The organism is Lutibacter sp. A64 (assembly GCF_022429565.1).
GTDB lineage: Bacteria > Bacteroidota > Bacteroidia > Flavobacteriales > Flavobacteriaceae > Lutibacter.
In genome coordinates, this window is the sequence record NZ_CP092487.1 from 3,579,935 (window position 1) to 3,595,792 (window position 15,858).

General features: G+C 29.5%; 12 protein-coding genes and 1 tRNA gene. 10 read left to right on the forward strand and 3 right to left on the reverse strand.

Annotated elements, in window-relative coordinates; genetic code table 11:
• Window positions 1-3 precede the first annotated feature (3 nt).
• Window positions 4-2,331 (reverse strand): GH92 family glycosyl hydrolase, encoded by a 2,328-nt coding sequence (locus MKD41_RS14510; RefSeq protein WP_240243066.1) that lies wholly within the window; start codon window positions 2,329-2,331, stop codon window positions 4-6.
• Window positions 2,332-2,925: 594 nt separating this feature from the next.
• On the opposite strand from MKD41_RS14510, the gene MKD41_RS14515 reads away from it, so the two are divergent.
• Together MKD41_RS14515 and MKD41_RS14520 are read left to right on the forward strand one after the other, a co-directional pair.
• Window positions 2,926-3,828 carry an ROK family protein gene (locus tag MKD41_RS14515; RefSeq protein ID WP_240243067.1) on the forward strand — a complete coding sequence of 301 codons (903 nt, stop codon included), beginning with the start codon at window positions 2,926-2,928 and terminating at the stop codon, window positions 3,826-3,828.
• A 9-nt stretch (window positions 3,829-3,837) separates the two neighbouring features.
• Complete coding sequence (locus MKD41_RS14520; RefSeq protein ID WP_240243068.1) at window positions 3,838-5,025, forward strand: MFS transporter; 1,188 nt, start codon at window positions 3,838-3,840, stop codon at window positions 5,023-5,025.
• A gap of 280 nt (window positions 5,026-5,305) precedes the next feature.
• Here MKD41_RS14520 and MKD41_RS14525 read toward each other — a convergent pair.
• Window positions 5,306-5,376: transfer RNA gene (locus MKD41_RS14525), tRNA-Gln, on the reverse strand.
• Window positions 5,377-5,549: 173 nt separating this feature from the next.
• On the opposite strand from MKD41_RS14525, the gene MKD41_RS14530 reads away from it, so the two are divergent.
• A complete protein-coding gene (locus MKD41_RS14530) occupies window positions 5,550-8,639 on the forward strand; it encodes a glycosyltransferase family 117 protein (protein ID WP_240243069.1) in 3,090 nt (1,029 codons plus the stop codon).
• Between the two features lie 127 nt (window positions 8,640-8,766).
• Window positions 8,767-9,420: a polysaccharide deacetylase family protein gene (locus MKD41_RS14535; protein WP_240243070.1), complete on the forward strand. Its 654-nt coding sequence runs from the start codon at window positions 8,767-8,769 to the stop codon at window positions 9,418-9,420.
• Between the two features lie 8 nt (window positions 9,421-9,428).
• Here MKD41_RS14535 and MKD41_RS14540 read toward each other — a convergent pair whose 3' ends face one another.
• Complete coding sequence (locus MKD41_RS14540; RefSeq protein WP_240243071.1) at window positions 9,429-9,851, reverse strand: hypothetical protein; 423 nt, start codon at window positions 9,849-9,851, stop codon at window positions 9,429-9,431.
• A 129-nt stretch (window positions 9,852-9,980) separates the two neighbouring features.
• Here MKD41_RS14540 and MKD41_RS14545 point away from each other — a divergent pair, with 129 nt between their 5' ends.
• The 6 genes from MKD41_RS14545 (at window position 9,981) to MKD41_RS14570 (ending at window position 15,746) form a co-directional block, all read left to right on the forward strand.
• Entirely contained in the window at window positions 9,981-11,567 is a 1,587-nt protein-coding gene (locus tag MKD41_RS14545; protein WP_240243072.1) for an aldehyde dehydrogenase (NADP(+)), read from the forward strand.
• Between the two features lie 53 nt (window positions 11,568-11,620).
• Window positions 11,621-12,100 carry a MarR family winged helix-turn-helix transcriptional regulator gene (locus tag MKD41_RS14550; RefSeq protein WP_240243073.1) on the forward strand — a complete coding sequence of 160 codons (480 nt, stop codon included), beginning with the start codon at window positions 11,621-11,623 and terminating at the stop codon, window positions 12,098-12,100.
• 194 nt (window positions 12,101-12,294) lie between these two features.
• The gene (rpsU, locus tag MKD41_RS14555; RefSeq protein WP_240243074.1) at window positions 12,295-12,489 is read left to right on the forward strand and encodes a 30S ribosomal protein S21; all 195 of its coding nucleotides are present in this window, start codon (window positions 12,295-12,297) and stop codon (window positions 12,487-12,489) included.
• A 1-nt stretch (window position 12,490) separates the two neighbouring features.
• A complete protein-coding gene (locus MKD41_RS14560; RefSeq protein WP_240243075.1) occupies window positions 12,491-12,934 on the forward strand; it encodes a GNAT family N-acetyltransferase in 444 nt (147 codons plus the stop codon).
• 171 nt (window positions 12,935-13,105) lie between these two features.
• On the forward strand, window positions 13,106-14,179 hold the full coding sequence (locus MKD41_RS14565; protein WP_240243076.1) for an alanine racemase: 1,074 nt from the start codon (window positions 13,106-13,108) through the stop codon (window positions 14,177-14,179).
• Between the two features lie 247 nt (window positions 14,180-14,426).
• On the forward strand, window positions 14,427-15,746 hold the full coding sequence (locus tag MKD41_RS14570; RefSeq protein ID WP_240243077.1) for a S28 family serine protease: 1,320 nt from the start codon (window positions 14,427-14,429) through the stop codon (window positions 15,744-15,746).
• Window positions 15,747-15,858: the final 112 nt, after the last annotated feature.

Sequence of the window (15,858 nt, forward strand, 5' to 3'; positions counted from 1 at the left end):
AAATTATCTTTTTCCCCAGTTTTTATTAGGAGTCGCTCCTAAGGTTAATTCTAGCTTACCGCCAGATATAAAATCGTTATGTTCAAAATAACATTTTTCCCAATTTTTTCCATTTAGTGTTGCTGATTGAATATAAACATTTTCAGCAGTGTTGTTATTGGTTGTAATAATAAACTTATTATTTGAATAATAATCAGGATTTAAAGCGATTTCAATTTTGTCAAAAATAGGAGAAGTAATTTCGTATTGTGAGTTTTCAGAAACACCACCATCCATTTGAAACACACCAATTGCCATAAGTGCTCCCAATGCGCCAATTTGCCCTTGATCTTCATCTCCGTTGTAGCCTCCGTAAGGTGTTGTATCTCCAAATGTTACATCTTTTATATCTCTAACCCATTTTTGTGTAAGCCAAGGTGCATCTGTAAAATTAAAGAGATGCGCCATTTGACAAGATGGTTGATTTTCGTAATCTACCCAACTTTTTGCATGTTCTCGGTGTGGTGCAACAAAGCGATTGTCTTTTGCTTTTTTAAAAGAACTTGATAAAAAGGAAGTATAATTTTCTTTACTTCCAAATAAGTTTACTAATCCGTTTATATCATGTGGTACATAGTTTGTGTAAATAGCAGAATTACTTTCGCAAAAACCTATAGTATTGAATTTTTTAGCAATAGGAGCGAAGTTTTCAATCCAAGAACCATCAATATTTCTAGGATGCATAAGTTTGGTTTTAGGATTCCAAAGATTGCGGTAATTTTTAGAACGTTTATTAAAATATTCAAAATCTGAATCTTTTCCCATTGTTTTTGCCATTTGCGCTATACACCAATCTTGATAGGCGTATTCAAGTGTCATAGAAGCACCATCTTTATGCTGGCCTTTAGCTTTTATTCCTTCGGGCACATAACCTCTTTCAATATAATAATTCATTCCGCCTCCAGCTGGGTTTTTACCGTGTTCGTATCCTGCTCTGTCACGAATACCACCAGGATATGCGTTTTTTAATAAGCCTTGGTATGCTAAATCAACATTGTAATTTCTAATTCCTTTGTTATATGCTGTTGCAAAAAATGAAGCCGCAGGATCTCCTAACATAACATAGGTATAATTTCCCCCAGAAGGACCTCTAGGAATTAAACCTCCATTTTTATACATATCTACCATTGTATTGCAAAATCCGTCCATAACTTCGGGGTAAACCATAGACCAAAGTACGTTTAATGTCCAATGACTTCCCCATAAAGCATCAAAATTATAATGAGGAAATATAGGAGTTCCATTCTTATCTAAAGCTACTTGTTTAATTGCTGGTTTATCTCCTGTCATGTCGCTGTATTCACCATTTACATCACTTACTATTTTTCTACCTAAAAGCGCATGCCATAAGTCGGTATAAAATTTAATTTTTTGGTTTTCGGTTCCACCAGTTACCTGAATACGAGATAACATGCTGTTCCATTCATTTTTTGAGTCTACAACAGTTTTTTTAAAATCCCAACCCGGAAGCTCGGTTTGCATATTATTCCGCGCATTTTCTATACTCGTATAAGAAATAGCGACTTTTATTAAAACAGGTTTATCTGTAGTTTTAAAACGTAAGTAAGCGCCGTTGTTTTTTCCGTTTATTTCTTCTGAAGGAGGTAGAATCTTATTGTTTTCCCAACCACCAAATTCTTCAATTTTATGATCGACTTTTGCCACAAAATACACATAGGTAGGTTTTGGTCTACGAGATGTTTTTCCTAATAAAGAAAAACCTTCAATTTCATTATTATTTATTTTTCTAACATAAGAAGAGTCAACTTTGCTATGTGCTAAGAATGCACCTGTATGAAAATTAATATAAGAACTGTCGCTCTTTGGAAATGTATATTTATGAAATCCTACACGAGTGGTTGATGTTAATTCTGCGGTTATATTAGAATCATCTAAAACAACTTTATGATAACCAGGTTCAACAATTTCTTTTTCGTGTGTAAAAGAAGATTTTGTTGCTTCCATTCCTAAATAACTTTTGTTTTCTCCAATTGTTGGCATAACAGGGATTCCGGAAAGTTGCCAAGCATGGATATGGCTAAAACACCTTACTTGTAAGCTGTCGTACAAATAACCACTTTTCCAACTACCTTTTGTCCAAGTATCAGGACTTAAACTAACCATTCCAAATGGGCGGCTTGCTGATGCAAAATAAAACCAACGACTGCCGTGTGTATCAATAATTGGGTTAACATAATCTACAAAATTAGTAGCTGTTTGCGTTGTTATTTTTGTTTCTGAGCAGGAGCTAAAAGCAAAAAGTAGTAGGAGACTTGCAAAAAATATTTTCATATTATACTCTTAATAATTATTAATGTTACAATATTTGAAATAGGCTGTGTTTTAAATTCTATTCCACAAACGCATTGCTGCTTTTTATAAAAAAAATATAAGGAACTAATTGGAATATTTGGGGTATAAAATTCCTATAAAAGTAGTTTTTGTAAAAAGTTATATTAATTGTAAAAATATGAAAAATTATAAATTAATTGTTGAATTTTATATGATAAAATGTAATTATTACAGTATTGAAATTAGCGTTTAAATCAATTATTTTAGAAATATTATTAGCCGAACTTAATAGTAAAAGATAAACGAATTTAAGATTTAAGAAAAAAGTTTTTGAGATAGAATAATTTCATTAAATTTATTTATTAAATAGCCGTAATATTATAAGTTTTAACAATTTTCAATTTTTTTTTTAAGCGATTATTTTTTGTGATTTGTAGGAGAAAGAAGAAAATAACTAAAAGTTAATTAAGTATAGTATTAGGCAAATAGAGAATAACTTCCGTTTGTAATTACAATTAGGTTGTTTATCGAAATTTTTTAAGCATAGAATAAAAAATAAATAAATTTACTGTATAATTATGTTAACTAATAAAGATGAAAAAAAATAGATATAGTATCGGTTGTGATATAGGAGGAAGCCATATAAGTTGTGTTATTATTGGAGTAGACACAGGTGTTGTTTTAGAAAGTTCATTAGTCAATATTAAAGTTGAAAATTCAGAGCCAAAAGAAGTTTTAATTGCTGCCTGGACCAAAGCAATAGCAGCTTGTAAAGAGAATTTACCAGATAGTTCTGAATTTTTAGGAGTTGGATTAGCCATTCCTGGCCCTTTTGATTATGAAAAAGGGATTGGTTTGTTTGATAATTCAAATCAAAAATTTGTGGATTTAAAAAATGTTAATGTAAAAGAAGCGCTATCTGAGAGTTTGGCATTACCACAAGAACAAATTCGATTTGTAAACGATGCTACAGCTTTTTCATTAGGTTGTTTTTGGTATGGAAGTGGAAAAGGAAGCAAACAAATGGTTGCTATAACCTTAGGAACTGGATTTGGATCATCATTTATTAGTGAAGGAAAAGCCATTGAAGAAGGAATTACAATTCCAGAAAACGGATATTTATGGGATAAGCCTTTTAAAGAAGGAATTGCAGATGATTATTTTTCTACAAGATGGTTTGTAAATAGTTTTAATGAAATTTCTAAAGAAGAAGTAACAGGTGTTAAACGAATAGCTGAATTAGCAAATTTAGGAAATCAAGAAGCAATTTCATTATTTAATAATTTTGGTGAAAATTTAGCGAATTGTTTGGCAGAGCATCTACAAAAATTTAGTGCAGATGTAGTTGTTATGGGTGGAAATATAGCTGAAGCTTTTGAGCTATTTAAACCAAGTTTGTACTCGGAATTAAAAGAAAAAGGAATAGAAATTCCATTTAAAGTATCAATCTTAAAAGAAAGTGCAGCTATGTTAGGTGCAGTAACCTTATTTAAATAAAAAACAATTATGAGTAATAAAAAAGTAAATACGTTGCCAATATTTTTAGCCTTTTTGTGTATGGGGTTTGGAGATGTTGTAGGGCCAATGGTAAGTTTAGCAAAAGAAACTTTTGAGTTAACTAACTTTTTAGCAACCTTATTGCCTTTTAGTGGGTTTTTAATGTTTGGAATATTATCTATTCCAATGGGAATATACCAAGATAGAAAAGGAAAGAAAAAAGTTTTATTAATAGGCTTAGCCATTGCTTTTATAGGGCTTTTAATGCCTATTTTATCAGGAATGTATGGTCCAATAATTGAGGCTGGTACAGTAGATTTACAATCTAAATTTTATGTAATTTTAGGATCTATTTTATTATTGGGTGCAGGAGCTACAGTTTTACAAGTTTCAGGAAATCCTATAATGAGAGATGTTTCAGCGCCAGGAATGTTTTCTAGTAATTTATCTTTAGGGCAATCAATAAAGGCTATTGGTTCTTCATTAGGTTTTTTATTACCTCCTTTTGCGGTAATGGCAGGAATGGATTGGACTTTGTTATTTCCAATTTATTCAGTACTAATTTTAATAACATTTGCTTGGACAAGCAAATTAAAAATTGAAGAAGTAAAACACGAAGATGAAACGCCTGCCTCTTTAGCAAGTTGTTTATCATTATTAAAAAACAAATATGTTTTAATGATGGTTATGGCAATTTTTGTATATGTTGGAGCAGAAGTTTCAATGAGTTCAGGAATTCCAATTTTATTGAAAGAAGAATTTGGAATAGAAGGTTTTAGTTTGTGGTTAAGTTGGGCATTGTTTTTCTTACCAATACTAATTGGTAGATTTTCAGGTGCTGCTATTTTAACAAAAATAAAACCAATCAAGTTTTTATTTGTAACAGTAATTTTATCAATTATAGGTGTATTTTTATTAATATTTGGAAACACAGCACTTGCCTATGCAGGAATTATTTTGGTAGGTTTAGGGTTTGCAAATATTTTCCCTTTAGTTTTTTCAATTACAGTAGATAAATTACCAGAACGCGCAAATGAGTTAAGCGGATTAATGGTAACTGCTATTGTAGGTGGTGCTTTTATACCTCCAATAATGGGATATGTAGCAGATTCAACAAGTGTTTTATTAGGCTTTTTAGTGCCATTAGCATGTTTAATATACATATTGTTTTCAGCGGTAGTAGCTTCAAAAAAATAGGTTAAGTTTTGTAGGCTTTTCTAAAATAGAAACGTTATTTTACTTAATAAAAATATTAATAAGTGCACTTCTAAAAGAGGTGTGCTTATTTTTTTTGGTTAGAAGTGGTTGTAATAAAATAACTTTTTTCTATTTACATAAGTTGTAAGTTTTGTTGAAAACACAACAAGTGTTCTTTAAGTTATTCAGATTCTTGATTCCTTGATTTTACAAAAGCGATACATTTTTTGCAAAAAAAAATGCAATCACTTTATAATTAAGTGATTGCATTAGCTAAATGTTGACCTACAAGGACTCGAACCTTGACTGACGATACCAAAAACCGGAGTGCTACCATTACACCATAGGTCATTTTGCGGATGCAAATTTAAGGGAAAGTTTTTATTTTGCAAATAAAATTTATGTTTTTTTTAAATAAATTTTTTTCGAGCTCTATTTTAGCACTTTATTAACTATTCAAATAAATTTAAACTTAAATAATTACGTTTAATTTTATTAAATTCGCCACGTACTAAATTTAACTTATGAAGTCACTCAATTTCTCTAAATGGAATACCATTATTGGATGGGCAATTTTTGCAATTGCTTTAATTACCTATACTTTAACATTAGAACCAACAGTTAGTTATTGGGATTGTGGTGAATATATCGCAACATCTGTAAAATTAGAAGTTGGGCATCCACCTGGAGCTCCTTTATTTCAAATGTTAGGTGCTTTTTTCGCAATGTTTACAACAGATGTTACCCATATAGCTAAAATGGTAAACTTTATGTCTGCTTTAGCCAGTGCATTTACTATTTTATTTATGTTTTGGACAATTACAATTTTAGCTAGAAAGTTAGTGTTAAAATCATCTGAAATTACTAAAAGTACAGCTATTGCTATTTTAGGAAGTGGAGCTGTAGGTGCTTTAACATATACTTTTTCAGATAGTTTTTGGTTTAGTGCAGTAGAAGGAGAAGTGTATGCTATGTCTTCTTTCTTAATGGCTTTATTATTTTGGTTAGGTTTACGTTGGGAAGCAGAAATAGGGAAACCTGGAGGTGATAAGTGGCTTTTATTAATAAGTTTTGTTGTTGGTTTATCTTTTGGAGTTCATATATTATCCTTATTAGTAATACCTTCAATTGTATTTTTATATATCTATAAAAAATATAAAAATTTAAATGCTAAGCAATTTATAATAGCAAATGCAGTAGCAATATTAGTATTGCTTTTTGTATTTAAAATGTTATTTCCATATACATTAAAATATTTTAGTGCTTTAGAGTTGTTTTTTGTAAACTCAATAGGATTGCCATTTAATTCTGGAAGTATTATAGCAGGTATTTTATTAATTGTAGCATTTTATATAGGGTTAACCTATACGCATAAGAACAATAAGGTTGAAGCAAATACAGTTTTACTTTCAATATTATTTATTATGATTGGTTTTTCTTCCTGGTTAATGCTACCAATAAGAGCCAATGCAAATACAACTATTAACGAAAATAACCCATCAAGTGCGCGTGAATTACTAGCATATTACGATAGAGAACAATACGGAGATGCAAGTGTGTTTTACGATACATATTACTCTATTATATTTAATAGAGAAATAGATAGTAGCAACCCAACTAAAGATGATAAACCTAAATACGAAAAAGACGAGAAGCTTGGAAAATATGTTATTGTAAATCACTATAAAGACGCTTTGCCAAATTATAGCGATAAACATAAAGGTTTAATACCTAGAATGGTGAGTACCGATGGATCAGTAATTAAAAATTATAAAGCCATTGCAGGAATACCTGAAAACAGTAAAAGAAGACCAACTTTTATTGAAAATATTAAATATATGATCGATTTTCAGTTTGGTTATATGTACGGAAGGTATTTTATGTGGAATTTTGTTGGAAAGCAAAACGATGTACAAGGAAACCTAGATTTACAAAATGGAAATTGGTTAAGCGGTATTAAATTTATTGATGAATTACGCTTAGGGCCACAATCTAATTTGCCTTCAGATGTAGAAAATAATAAGGGTAGAAATACGTACTTTTTCTTACCATTTATTCTAGGTTTTATAGGGCTGCTTTTTCACCTTAAAAAAGATAAAAACGATTTTTATGTATTGCTATTGTTTTTTGTATTTACAGGTTTAGCAATTATATTTTATACAAATCCAAAACCTTTTGAGCCTAGAGAGCGCGACTATGCAGTGGTTGGTTCGTTCTATATTTTTGCTATTTGGGTTGGTTTTGGTGTATTGGCTATTTTTGAAAAATTAAAAAAGTATGCCAGTCAAAATATGGTGGCAATAGCTGTATCTGTAATTAGTTTATTAGCGGTTCCAACACTTATGGCATCTCAAAATTGGGATGATCACGATAGGTCTAATAGATATACAGCGCACTTAAACGCAAAAGCTTATTTAGACTCTTGCGATGAAAATGCAATTTTATTTACAATTGGAGATAACGATACGTTTCCACTTTGGTATATGCAAGAAGTTGAAAATTATAGAACAGATATGAAATTGATAAATACCAGTTTATTTCAAACAGATTGGTATATCGATCAAATGAAACGTAAAACTTACGAAGCTGATCCAATTCCGTCTCAATTAACGCACGATAAATACAAGTGGGGAACCTTAGATGTTGCTTATTATTTTGAAGAAATATTTCCACAATTAAAAGATTCTGTAGTAGATATAGATTATTTTATGAAATGGATTGAAAGTGATAAAGAAATTACACAATATGATTTAGATGATGATGGAATTCCTGAAAAAGTATTACCATCTAACAAAATTAGAATTCCTGTAGATAAAGAAACAGTATTAAAAAATGGTATTGTAGCACAAAAAGATGCTCATTTAATTGTACCTTATATAGATATTGAAATTGGTAGTGCAATTACAAAAAATAGAATTTTAATGCTCGATATTATAGCGAATAATAATTGGGAAAAACCAATCTATTTTACTGGAGGTGCACAAGCTGATGAGGAATATATTTGGATGAAAGATTATCTGCAATTAGATGGAATGACTTATAAATTAGTGCCAATTTATACTAAAAATGATGGTAACTTCTTTGAAATGGGAAGGATTAATACAGATATTATGTACGAGAATGTTAAAAATTGGGATTGGCGTAACATAACAGATGATAATATTTATTTAGATGTAGAAACACGTAAAAATTCTGTGACCTACCGTAACAATATGGAACGTTTGGCTAGAGAATTAATAAAAGAAGACAAGCCAGAGAAAGCATTAGAAATTTTAGATACATCATTAGAAAAAATGCCTGTAGATAAATTTGGGCATTATAGTATGTTAATTTCATATATAGATTTATATTATTACATAGGTGAAACCGAAAAAGCTAGAAAATTAACTTCAGAATTAAAAGAGGTACTTCAAGAAAAATTAGTGTATTTCAGTCAATATGATGAAGCAAAAATAGATGTTGTTTATAGTCAAATTGAACGTAACTTTTTAATGTACGATCAAATAGTAAAGACCTCAATTCAGCTAGATGACGAAGCGTATGCCGAAGAGATTAAAAATGAATATATTGAATACCTAAAGCTTTTTGACTTTTTAATGGGTGAGGTAGAGTAGTAATTTATGATGATGAAAGAGAAGGGGTGTTAGAAATTTTATTAATCTAAGGATTGTTAATAGCCAACAAAAAGCTTGTTCTGAACTAAGTAGAAGTATGAACTATTTAACATAATAAAATAACTACATGAAGCCTTATTTTATAAAAACTCCAAGGCTGTTAAAAATTATTTTTAATAAATGGTCTTGGAGTTTTTCTGTAAAAGCAAAAAATATTTACTTAACTTTTGATGATGGTCCAACACCTGAAATAACAGAGTGGACATTAGCTCAATTAAGAAAATACAATGCGAAAGCTACATTCTTTTGTATTGGGAAAAATGTTGAAAATCACCCTGAAATCTTTCAAAAGATAATTAAAGAGCAGCATTCGGTTGGGAATCATACACATAATCATTTAAACGGGTGGAAAACCAATACGCAAGATTATTTTCAAAATTTTGAGAAAGCTGACAAAACAATAACTTCAAATTTAAGGTTGCTTTCAAATTCACAATCAAAAAAGTTGTTTCGTCCACCTTATGGTAAAATGTTATTAAAACAAAGTAAAAAAATTAGAAATAAAGGCTATAATATAATTGCTTGGGATGTGATTAGTGCAGATTTTGATACTACAATATCAAACAGTAGATGTTTAAAAAATGTTGTTAAAAATATTACAAATGGTAGTATAGTTGTTTTTCATGATAGTGTTAAGGCTAGTGAAAAATTAAAATATGTATTGCCTAAAATATTAGAATTTTACTCAGAAAAAGGATATACCTTTAAAAAAATAGGCTAAAACTAATTTTAAAAAACATCGGTTTGTAGTTGTAAAGAATTTTTCAAGTGCATTCTATCAATAGAAAATGTAGTTGAATTACTATCTATATAATCAATTAAAAGAATCGCTTTTTTAGTTAATTCTTTACGGTTAAGCCCATAATCTTTATTTTCTTGATTCATTTTTTTTATAACTTCATGTAGTAATTTAGCCAATTTTTCTAAATGAGATTCGTGTAAATTATTTATGTTTTTTAATAATGCTTCATTATCAAGTTTTATAATAGATGAAATTGATATATTAAATTCAGAAGTTAAAGTTTCATTTATTTGGTTAATTTCGGTTTCTATTTCTTTAGAATCTGCATTATGAATATTTTTGATTAACTTTTTTAGAACTAATCCCAATTTTTCTATTTCACGCAATATTAAGTCATTTCTCTGTTCCATAACAATTTTTCTATTTTGATTCTTTTCAATTTCAACAATTAATCTTACTAAATTAATTAACTTTAGCCAATTAACAATAGAGATCTCTTTTTTTAATGAATTTTAAATTAAAAAAATATTATTTTTTTTATGATTACAGGTAAAAACTATATAGGAAACGTTTTAACTGCTACTGGTAAAATATCTTTTAAAACTATTAATCCGCAAACAAATCAAGAAAATAAAGTTATATTTACAGAAGCTTCTAATGTAGAAATTGAACAGGCTGTAACATTAGCAACTGAAGCATTTGCAACGTATAGAAAAATTTCTGGGGTTGATAAAAGTGCTTTTTTAAATGAAATAACTAATCAGATTGAGCTTCTTGGGGATGAATTATTAGATATTTATTGTTTAGAGTCTGGATTGCCTAAATCTAGAGCAATAAGCGAGCGAGCACGAACTGTTTTTCAATTGCATTCTTTTGCAGATTTGGTAAAAGAAGGTTCTTGGGTTGAAGCTGTTATAGATACTGCCAATATAGAGAGAATTCCAACCCCAAAAGTGGATTTGCGTAAAATGTTAATGCCTTTAGGTCCAGTTGTTGTTTTTGGAGCAAGTAATTTCCCTTTAGCGTATTCAACCGCTGGAGGAGATACTGCAGCTGCACTTGCTGCTGGTTGCCCTGTATTGGTTAAATCGCATCCAATGCATGCTGGAACCGGAGAATTGGTAGCGTATGCAGTTATAAAAGCTGCCGAAATAACAGGAATGCCAAATGGTGTTTTTTCTAATTTAAATAGTAGTGGTGTTGAGGTTGGTAAAACTTTGGTGAAAAATGCGGCGGTTAAGGCGGTTGGTTTTACGGGTAGTGTTAATGGTGGAAGAAGTTTATATAATCTTGCCGCAAATCGCGCAGAACCAATTCCTGTTTTTGCCGAAATGGGAAGTATAAATCCGGTAGTATTATTGCCGAATGCAGTTAATAAGAAAGGTGAGTATTGGGCAAAAAAATATGCAGACTCAATTACATTAGGAGCAGGACAGTTTTGTACCAATCCAGGGTTGATTTTAGCTGTAAAAAGTGAAGATTTAACTAATTTTATTCAAACTTTAGCAGAAGAAATTGTAAAAATTGAACCTGTTTGTATGTTACATCCAAATATAATTGCTGCTTTTGAAAATAATAAAGAAAAAATGAAGCAACAAAATGGATTGAAGACTGTAGCTAGTTATAACAAAACAACTTCAAAAAACTATGGACGCCAAATTATAACAACAGTAGACGGTGCTATTTTTTTAGAAAACACCAATTTACATCAAGAAGTTTTTGGCCCTTTTTCAATGGTTGTTCAATGTGAAAGTATAGCGCAATTAGAGGCTATAATTTTAAGATTAGAAGGACAATTAACTGGTACAATTTTAGCTGAAAATGAACTTGATAATTATTCAGAAATTGTAGATGCACTTCAAAATAGGGTAGGACGTATTATTTTTAATGGCGTTTCAACGGGTGTTGAAGTTTGTAATGCAATGGTGCATGGTGGGCCTTATCCTGCTTCAACCGATAGTAGATTTACGGCAGTTGGAGTAAATTCGATTAAACGTTGGGTACGCCCGGTTTGTTTTCAAAATTGGCCAGATACATTATTACCAAACGAGTTAAAAAATGAAAATCCACTAGCCATTTCTCGTTTAGTTAATGGAAAACAAACTTCCGATAAAGTTTTACGTTAAACTGTGCTTTTTTATAATTTAAACAACGAATCTAAAATTTGTAATTTTACCATATGACAATTATTGATATTTTAATTAGGCTACGCAAAATTGTTCGTTCTGTAAACTTAGAAAGTAAGCGTGTAGAGAAAGAACAAGGTGTTAGTATTCCTCAACTTTTGTGTTTACAGTATTTGGCAGAACAAGAAGATTATAAAACAAATGCAGCCAAACTTAAGGCATTTTTAAATTTAAATGCGAGCACTATTTCGGGGATTTTACGTCGTTTAGAAAAAAAAGGATTGGTAGCAAAACTTCCAAAGGCTTCAGATAAAAGAGTTACATTAATTTCTTTAACAGCTAGTGGAATGGATTTGTTACAATCTGCTCCAATTACATTTCAACAAAAATTGAGCGAAAAGTTACAGGCGCTTCCTCCAGAAAAATTACTTACAATTATAGAAGGGATTGATTTGTTAACAGAAATAATGGAAGTAGATGAATTAGATGCTTCTCCAATAATTACATCAGAAGAATTCTCTGCAGAAAAATAAAGTTATTTTTATCAATTTTTAATGTTTCTGTGGAAACTATTAATTTATTATGTATTTTTTTATTAAAAAGTTACAAATTGCAAATTTTTTATATTAAAATATAGATTTTATTTAAAAAAATATGACTACTTATAATAGTTTCTGTAGAAACTATTTTGTATTTTAGCTGAAATTATAAAAAATAATAAAAATATATGTTGATAATTCCTGTAAAAGAAGGTGAGAATATAGATAGAGCTTTAAAACGTTATAAAAGAAAAACAAGAAATACAAAAGTATTAAATCAGTTAAGAGAGCGTAAGCAGTTTACTAAGAAGTCTGTGAAAAGAAGGATGCAAATAGAAAAAGCTGAATATAAGCAACGTTTACGAGATCAAGAGAATCAATAAAATGAGTAGTTTTAGAATATACAATAATAACTCTAAACCTTCAGAAGAAGAAAAAGAAGCAATTGTAAATTTTCTTTATACACATTTAGAGGAGTTTGGAGATGAAAAAGAGGCTATTTTAAAATGTTTAAATTTTGCAGTGAAAGATTCTGATACAGATTTGGGTGGTTTTGTTTTGGTTTTAAAAGAAGCCACTGAAACCTTAGGAATTACTATAATTAACAAAACTGGAATGGAAGATTATATTCCAGAAAATATTTTAGTTTATATAGCTGTTCATAACAATGCTAGAGGAAATGGTGTTGGTAAATTGCTAATGCAAAAAGCTATTGAAACTGCAGAAGGAGATATTGCTTTGCACGTAGAGCCCAACAATCCAGCAAAATTTTTATATGAAAAATTGGGTTTTGAGAATAAATATTTAGAAATGCGTTTAAAAAAATAGTTGAAATTATTTATAAAAACTATAGATAGCAATTTCATTATAATTTATGTGTTTTCTAAATATTTTCAGAACTTTTAACCATAACCGTAACCTCGGTTTTGGTTTTAGTGTTATATCTTCACAGTTTTTAGCGGAACATTATTTAGTTATTTGTCTATTAAAAATTAAATTATGGCTTTTGTAACACTCAACAAAAAATCATTATCTACTAATTATAAATATTTACAAAATCTTTTTAAAAAATACGATAAGGACTGGGCTCCAGTTGTAAAATTATTGTGTGGACATAAACAATTTTTAGAGTTTTTACTGTCGTTGGGTAAAGAGCAAGTTTGCGACGCGCGACTTACAAATTTAAAAACCATAAAAAGTATAAAACCAGAAGTAGAAACAATTTATATTAAACCACCGGCAAAAAGAAGTATTAAAAGTGTAATTAAATATGCCGATGTTAGTTTTAATACCGAATTTATAACTATAAAATGGCTGTCTGAAGAAGCAAAAGCACAAAATAAAGTGCATCGTATAATTATTATGATAGAACTTGGAGATTTGCGCGAAGGTGTTTTAGGAGAGCATTTGTTAGATTTTTATAAAAAAGTATTTGATTTGCCAAATATAAAAGTTGTAGGTATTGGAGCAAACTTAAATTGTTTAAGCGGTGTTATGCCAAGTAAGGATAAATTAATTCAGCTGAGTTTATACGAGCAATTGATTGAAGCTAAATTTGGTAAACGAATTGAAAACGTAACAGGAGGTTCTTCGGTAATGATTCCATTGTTGCAAAAAAAGCAAATTCCTAAAGGTGTAAATCATTTTAGAATTGGAGAAACCTTGTTTTTTGGTGTTGATTTATTTGCGAATAAAACAATTCTAAAAATGAAAAATGATGTATTTCTATTACATGCAGAAGTGATTGAAATTACAGAAAAACCCATAATTCCTTACGGAGAAATTGAAGAAAATCCTTCTGGAGAAATATTAGAAATTAATCCAGAAGACTACGGTACTACACATAAAAGAGGTATTTTAGATATTGGTTTATTAGATATTGCTACAACAGACTTTTTGGAGCCGGTAGATAAAAAAATTACCTTTATTGGGGCAAGTTCAGATATGTTGGTGGTAGATTTAAATGCTACACAAAAAAAATACAAAGTTGGAGATGTAGTTTCTTTTAAAATGAAATATATGGGAGCTTTAAGAATTATGAATTCTAGATATATTGAAAAACGATTAATCTAAGTTTTAAAATAGTTGGTATTTCTTTTGAAAAGATTAAGTAATTAAATTTAAAACTGTCGTTTTAATAATTTAGCATGCTGTTTTTCGGCATAATATTCAATTGCTATTAGTGAAATATGATAAGTTAAATTAATAAAAATTTATGTAAATTTAATTCTTATTTTTGTTACAATATTTAATTATCAAGTAAAGTTAGTTAAGAAGATTTCTATATAAAAGCTAACTTTTAAATCTTTAAACATATTTCATGAAATTATTTAAATCCGTTTTTTTATTTGTTGCTCTAAGTACTGTTTTAGTTGGATGTAGAGTAAAATTAGAGCCAGTTGTAATTTTAACATTTCAGCAAAAAATAGAAAAGTTATTTCCAAATGCTGAAGTTACAGAAATGGAAGCTAAAGACCATTTTACAAAAGCATATCAAATTGTTTTAGACCAACCATTAGATCATAAAAACATGGAAGCTGGTACATTTAAACATTATTTTTATTTATCACATGTAGATGAGTCTAAGCCTACGGTTTTTATAACTGAAGGCTATAATGCAACACCAAGAACTTATGAGTTAAGTAAAATATTTAAAGGAAATCAAGTTCAAGTTGAATATCGTTTTTACGGAAAATCTCGCCCAGATACCATTCCTTGGCAATATTTAAAAAATGATTTAGCTGTTGAAGATTATCATAAAATACTTACAAAATTAAAAAGATTATACACTGGTAAGTGGATTTCAACAGGAATTAGTAAAGGAGGAGAAACCGTATTAATTCATAAAAGTAAATATCCTTGGGATGTAGATGTTGCTGTGCCTTACGTTGCACCACTAATTAGTGGTCAGGAAGATAGTAGAACTCAAGAGCATATTAATACTATTGGAACAGAAGAGTGTCGTGCTAAAATTACTGCATTTCAACAACAAGTTTTAAAAAATAGAGATGCGGTTTTATTAGAAATTTCAAACTTTGCTACCGAAAAGAATATGAGTTTTACAGAGCTTTCTATTGAAGAAGCATTGGAATATAGTGTGCTAGAATTTCCTTTTTCATTTTGGCAGTGGGGAGGCAGTTGCCAAGAAATTCCTAATGAAACGTCATCAGCCAAAGAAATGTTTAATTATATAAATAAAATTGTTGGTATTGGTTTTTATAACGATAAAACCTATTACGATTTACTACCTTCATATTACCAACATTTAACAGAATTAGGGTATTACGGATTTGATACTACACCGGTTAAAGATTTGCTTAAAGTGGTTAAAGAACCTACAAATTTAAGGTTTGCACCCAAAAATGTTGACTTAACATACAGTCCAATATATATTAATGAAGTACGTGATTTTGTTGAAAATAAAGGGAAAAACATACTTTATATTTATGGAGAGTATGATACTTGGGGAGCTTGTGCTCCAATACCAAAACCACATGTAGATGCCTTAAAAATGGTTCTAAAAAAAGGCTCTCATACAACTAGAATTAAAGATTTTTCTACTAAAGATAAAGAATTAATCTACGAAAAACTTCAAAATTGGTTAGGTTATAGTGTTACAATTTATCCTTTAGAAGAATAAAAAGGATGTTATTTTCGTTATATAGAAATACTATTTTCTAGTAAATTAAAAAAAAGTTGCTTTATATGTTTTATTATAGGGCTGTTTAGCTTCTTTTTTTTCGATAAAACCT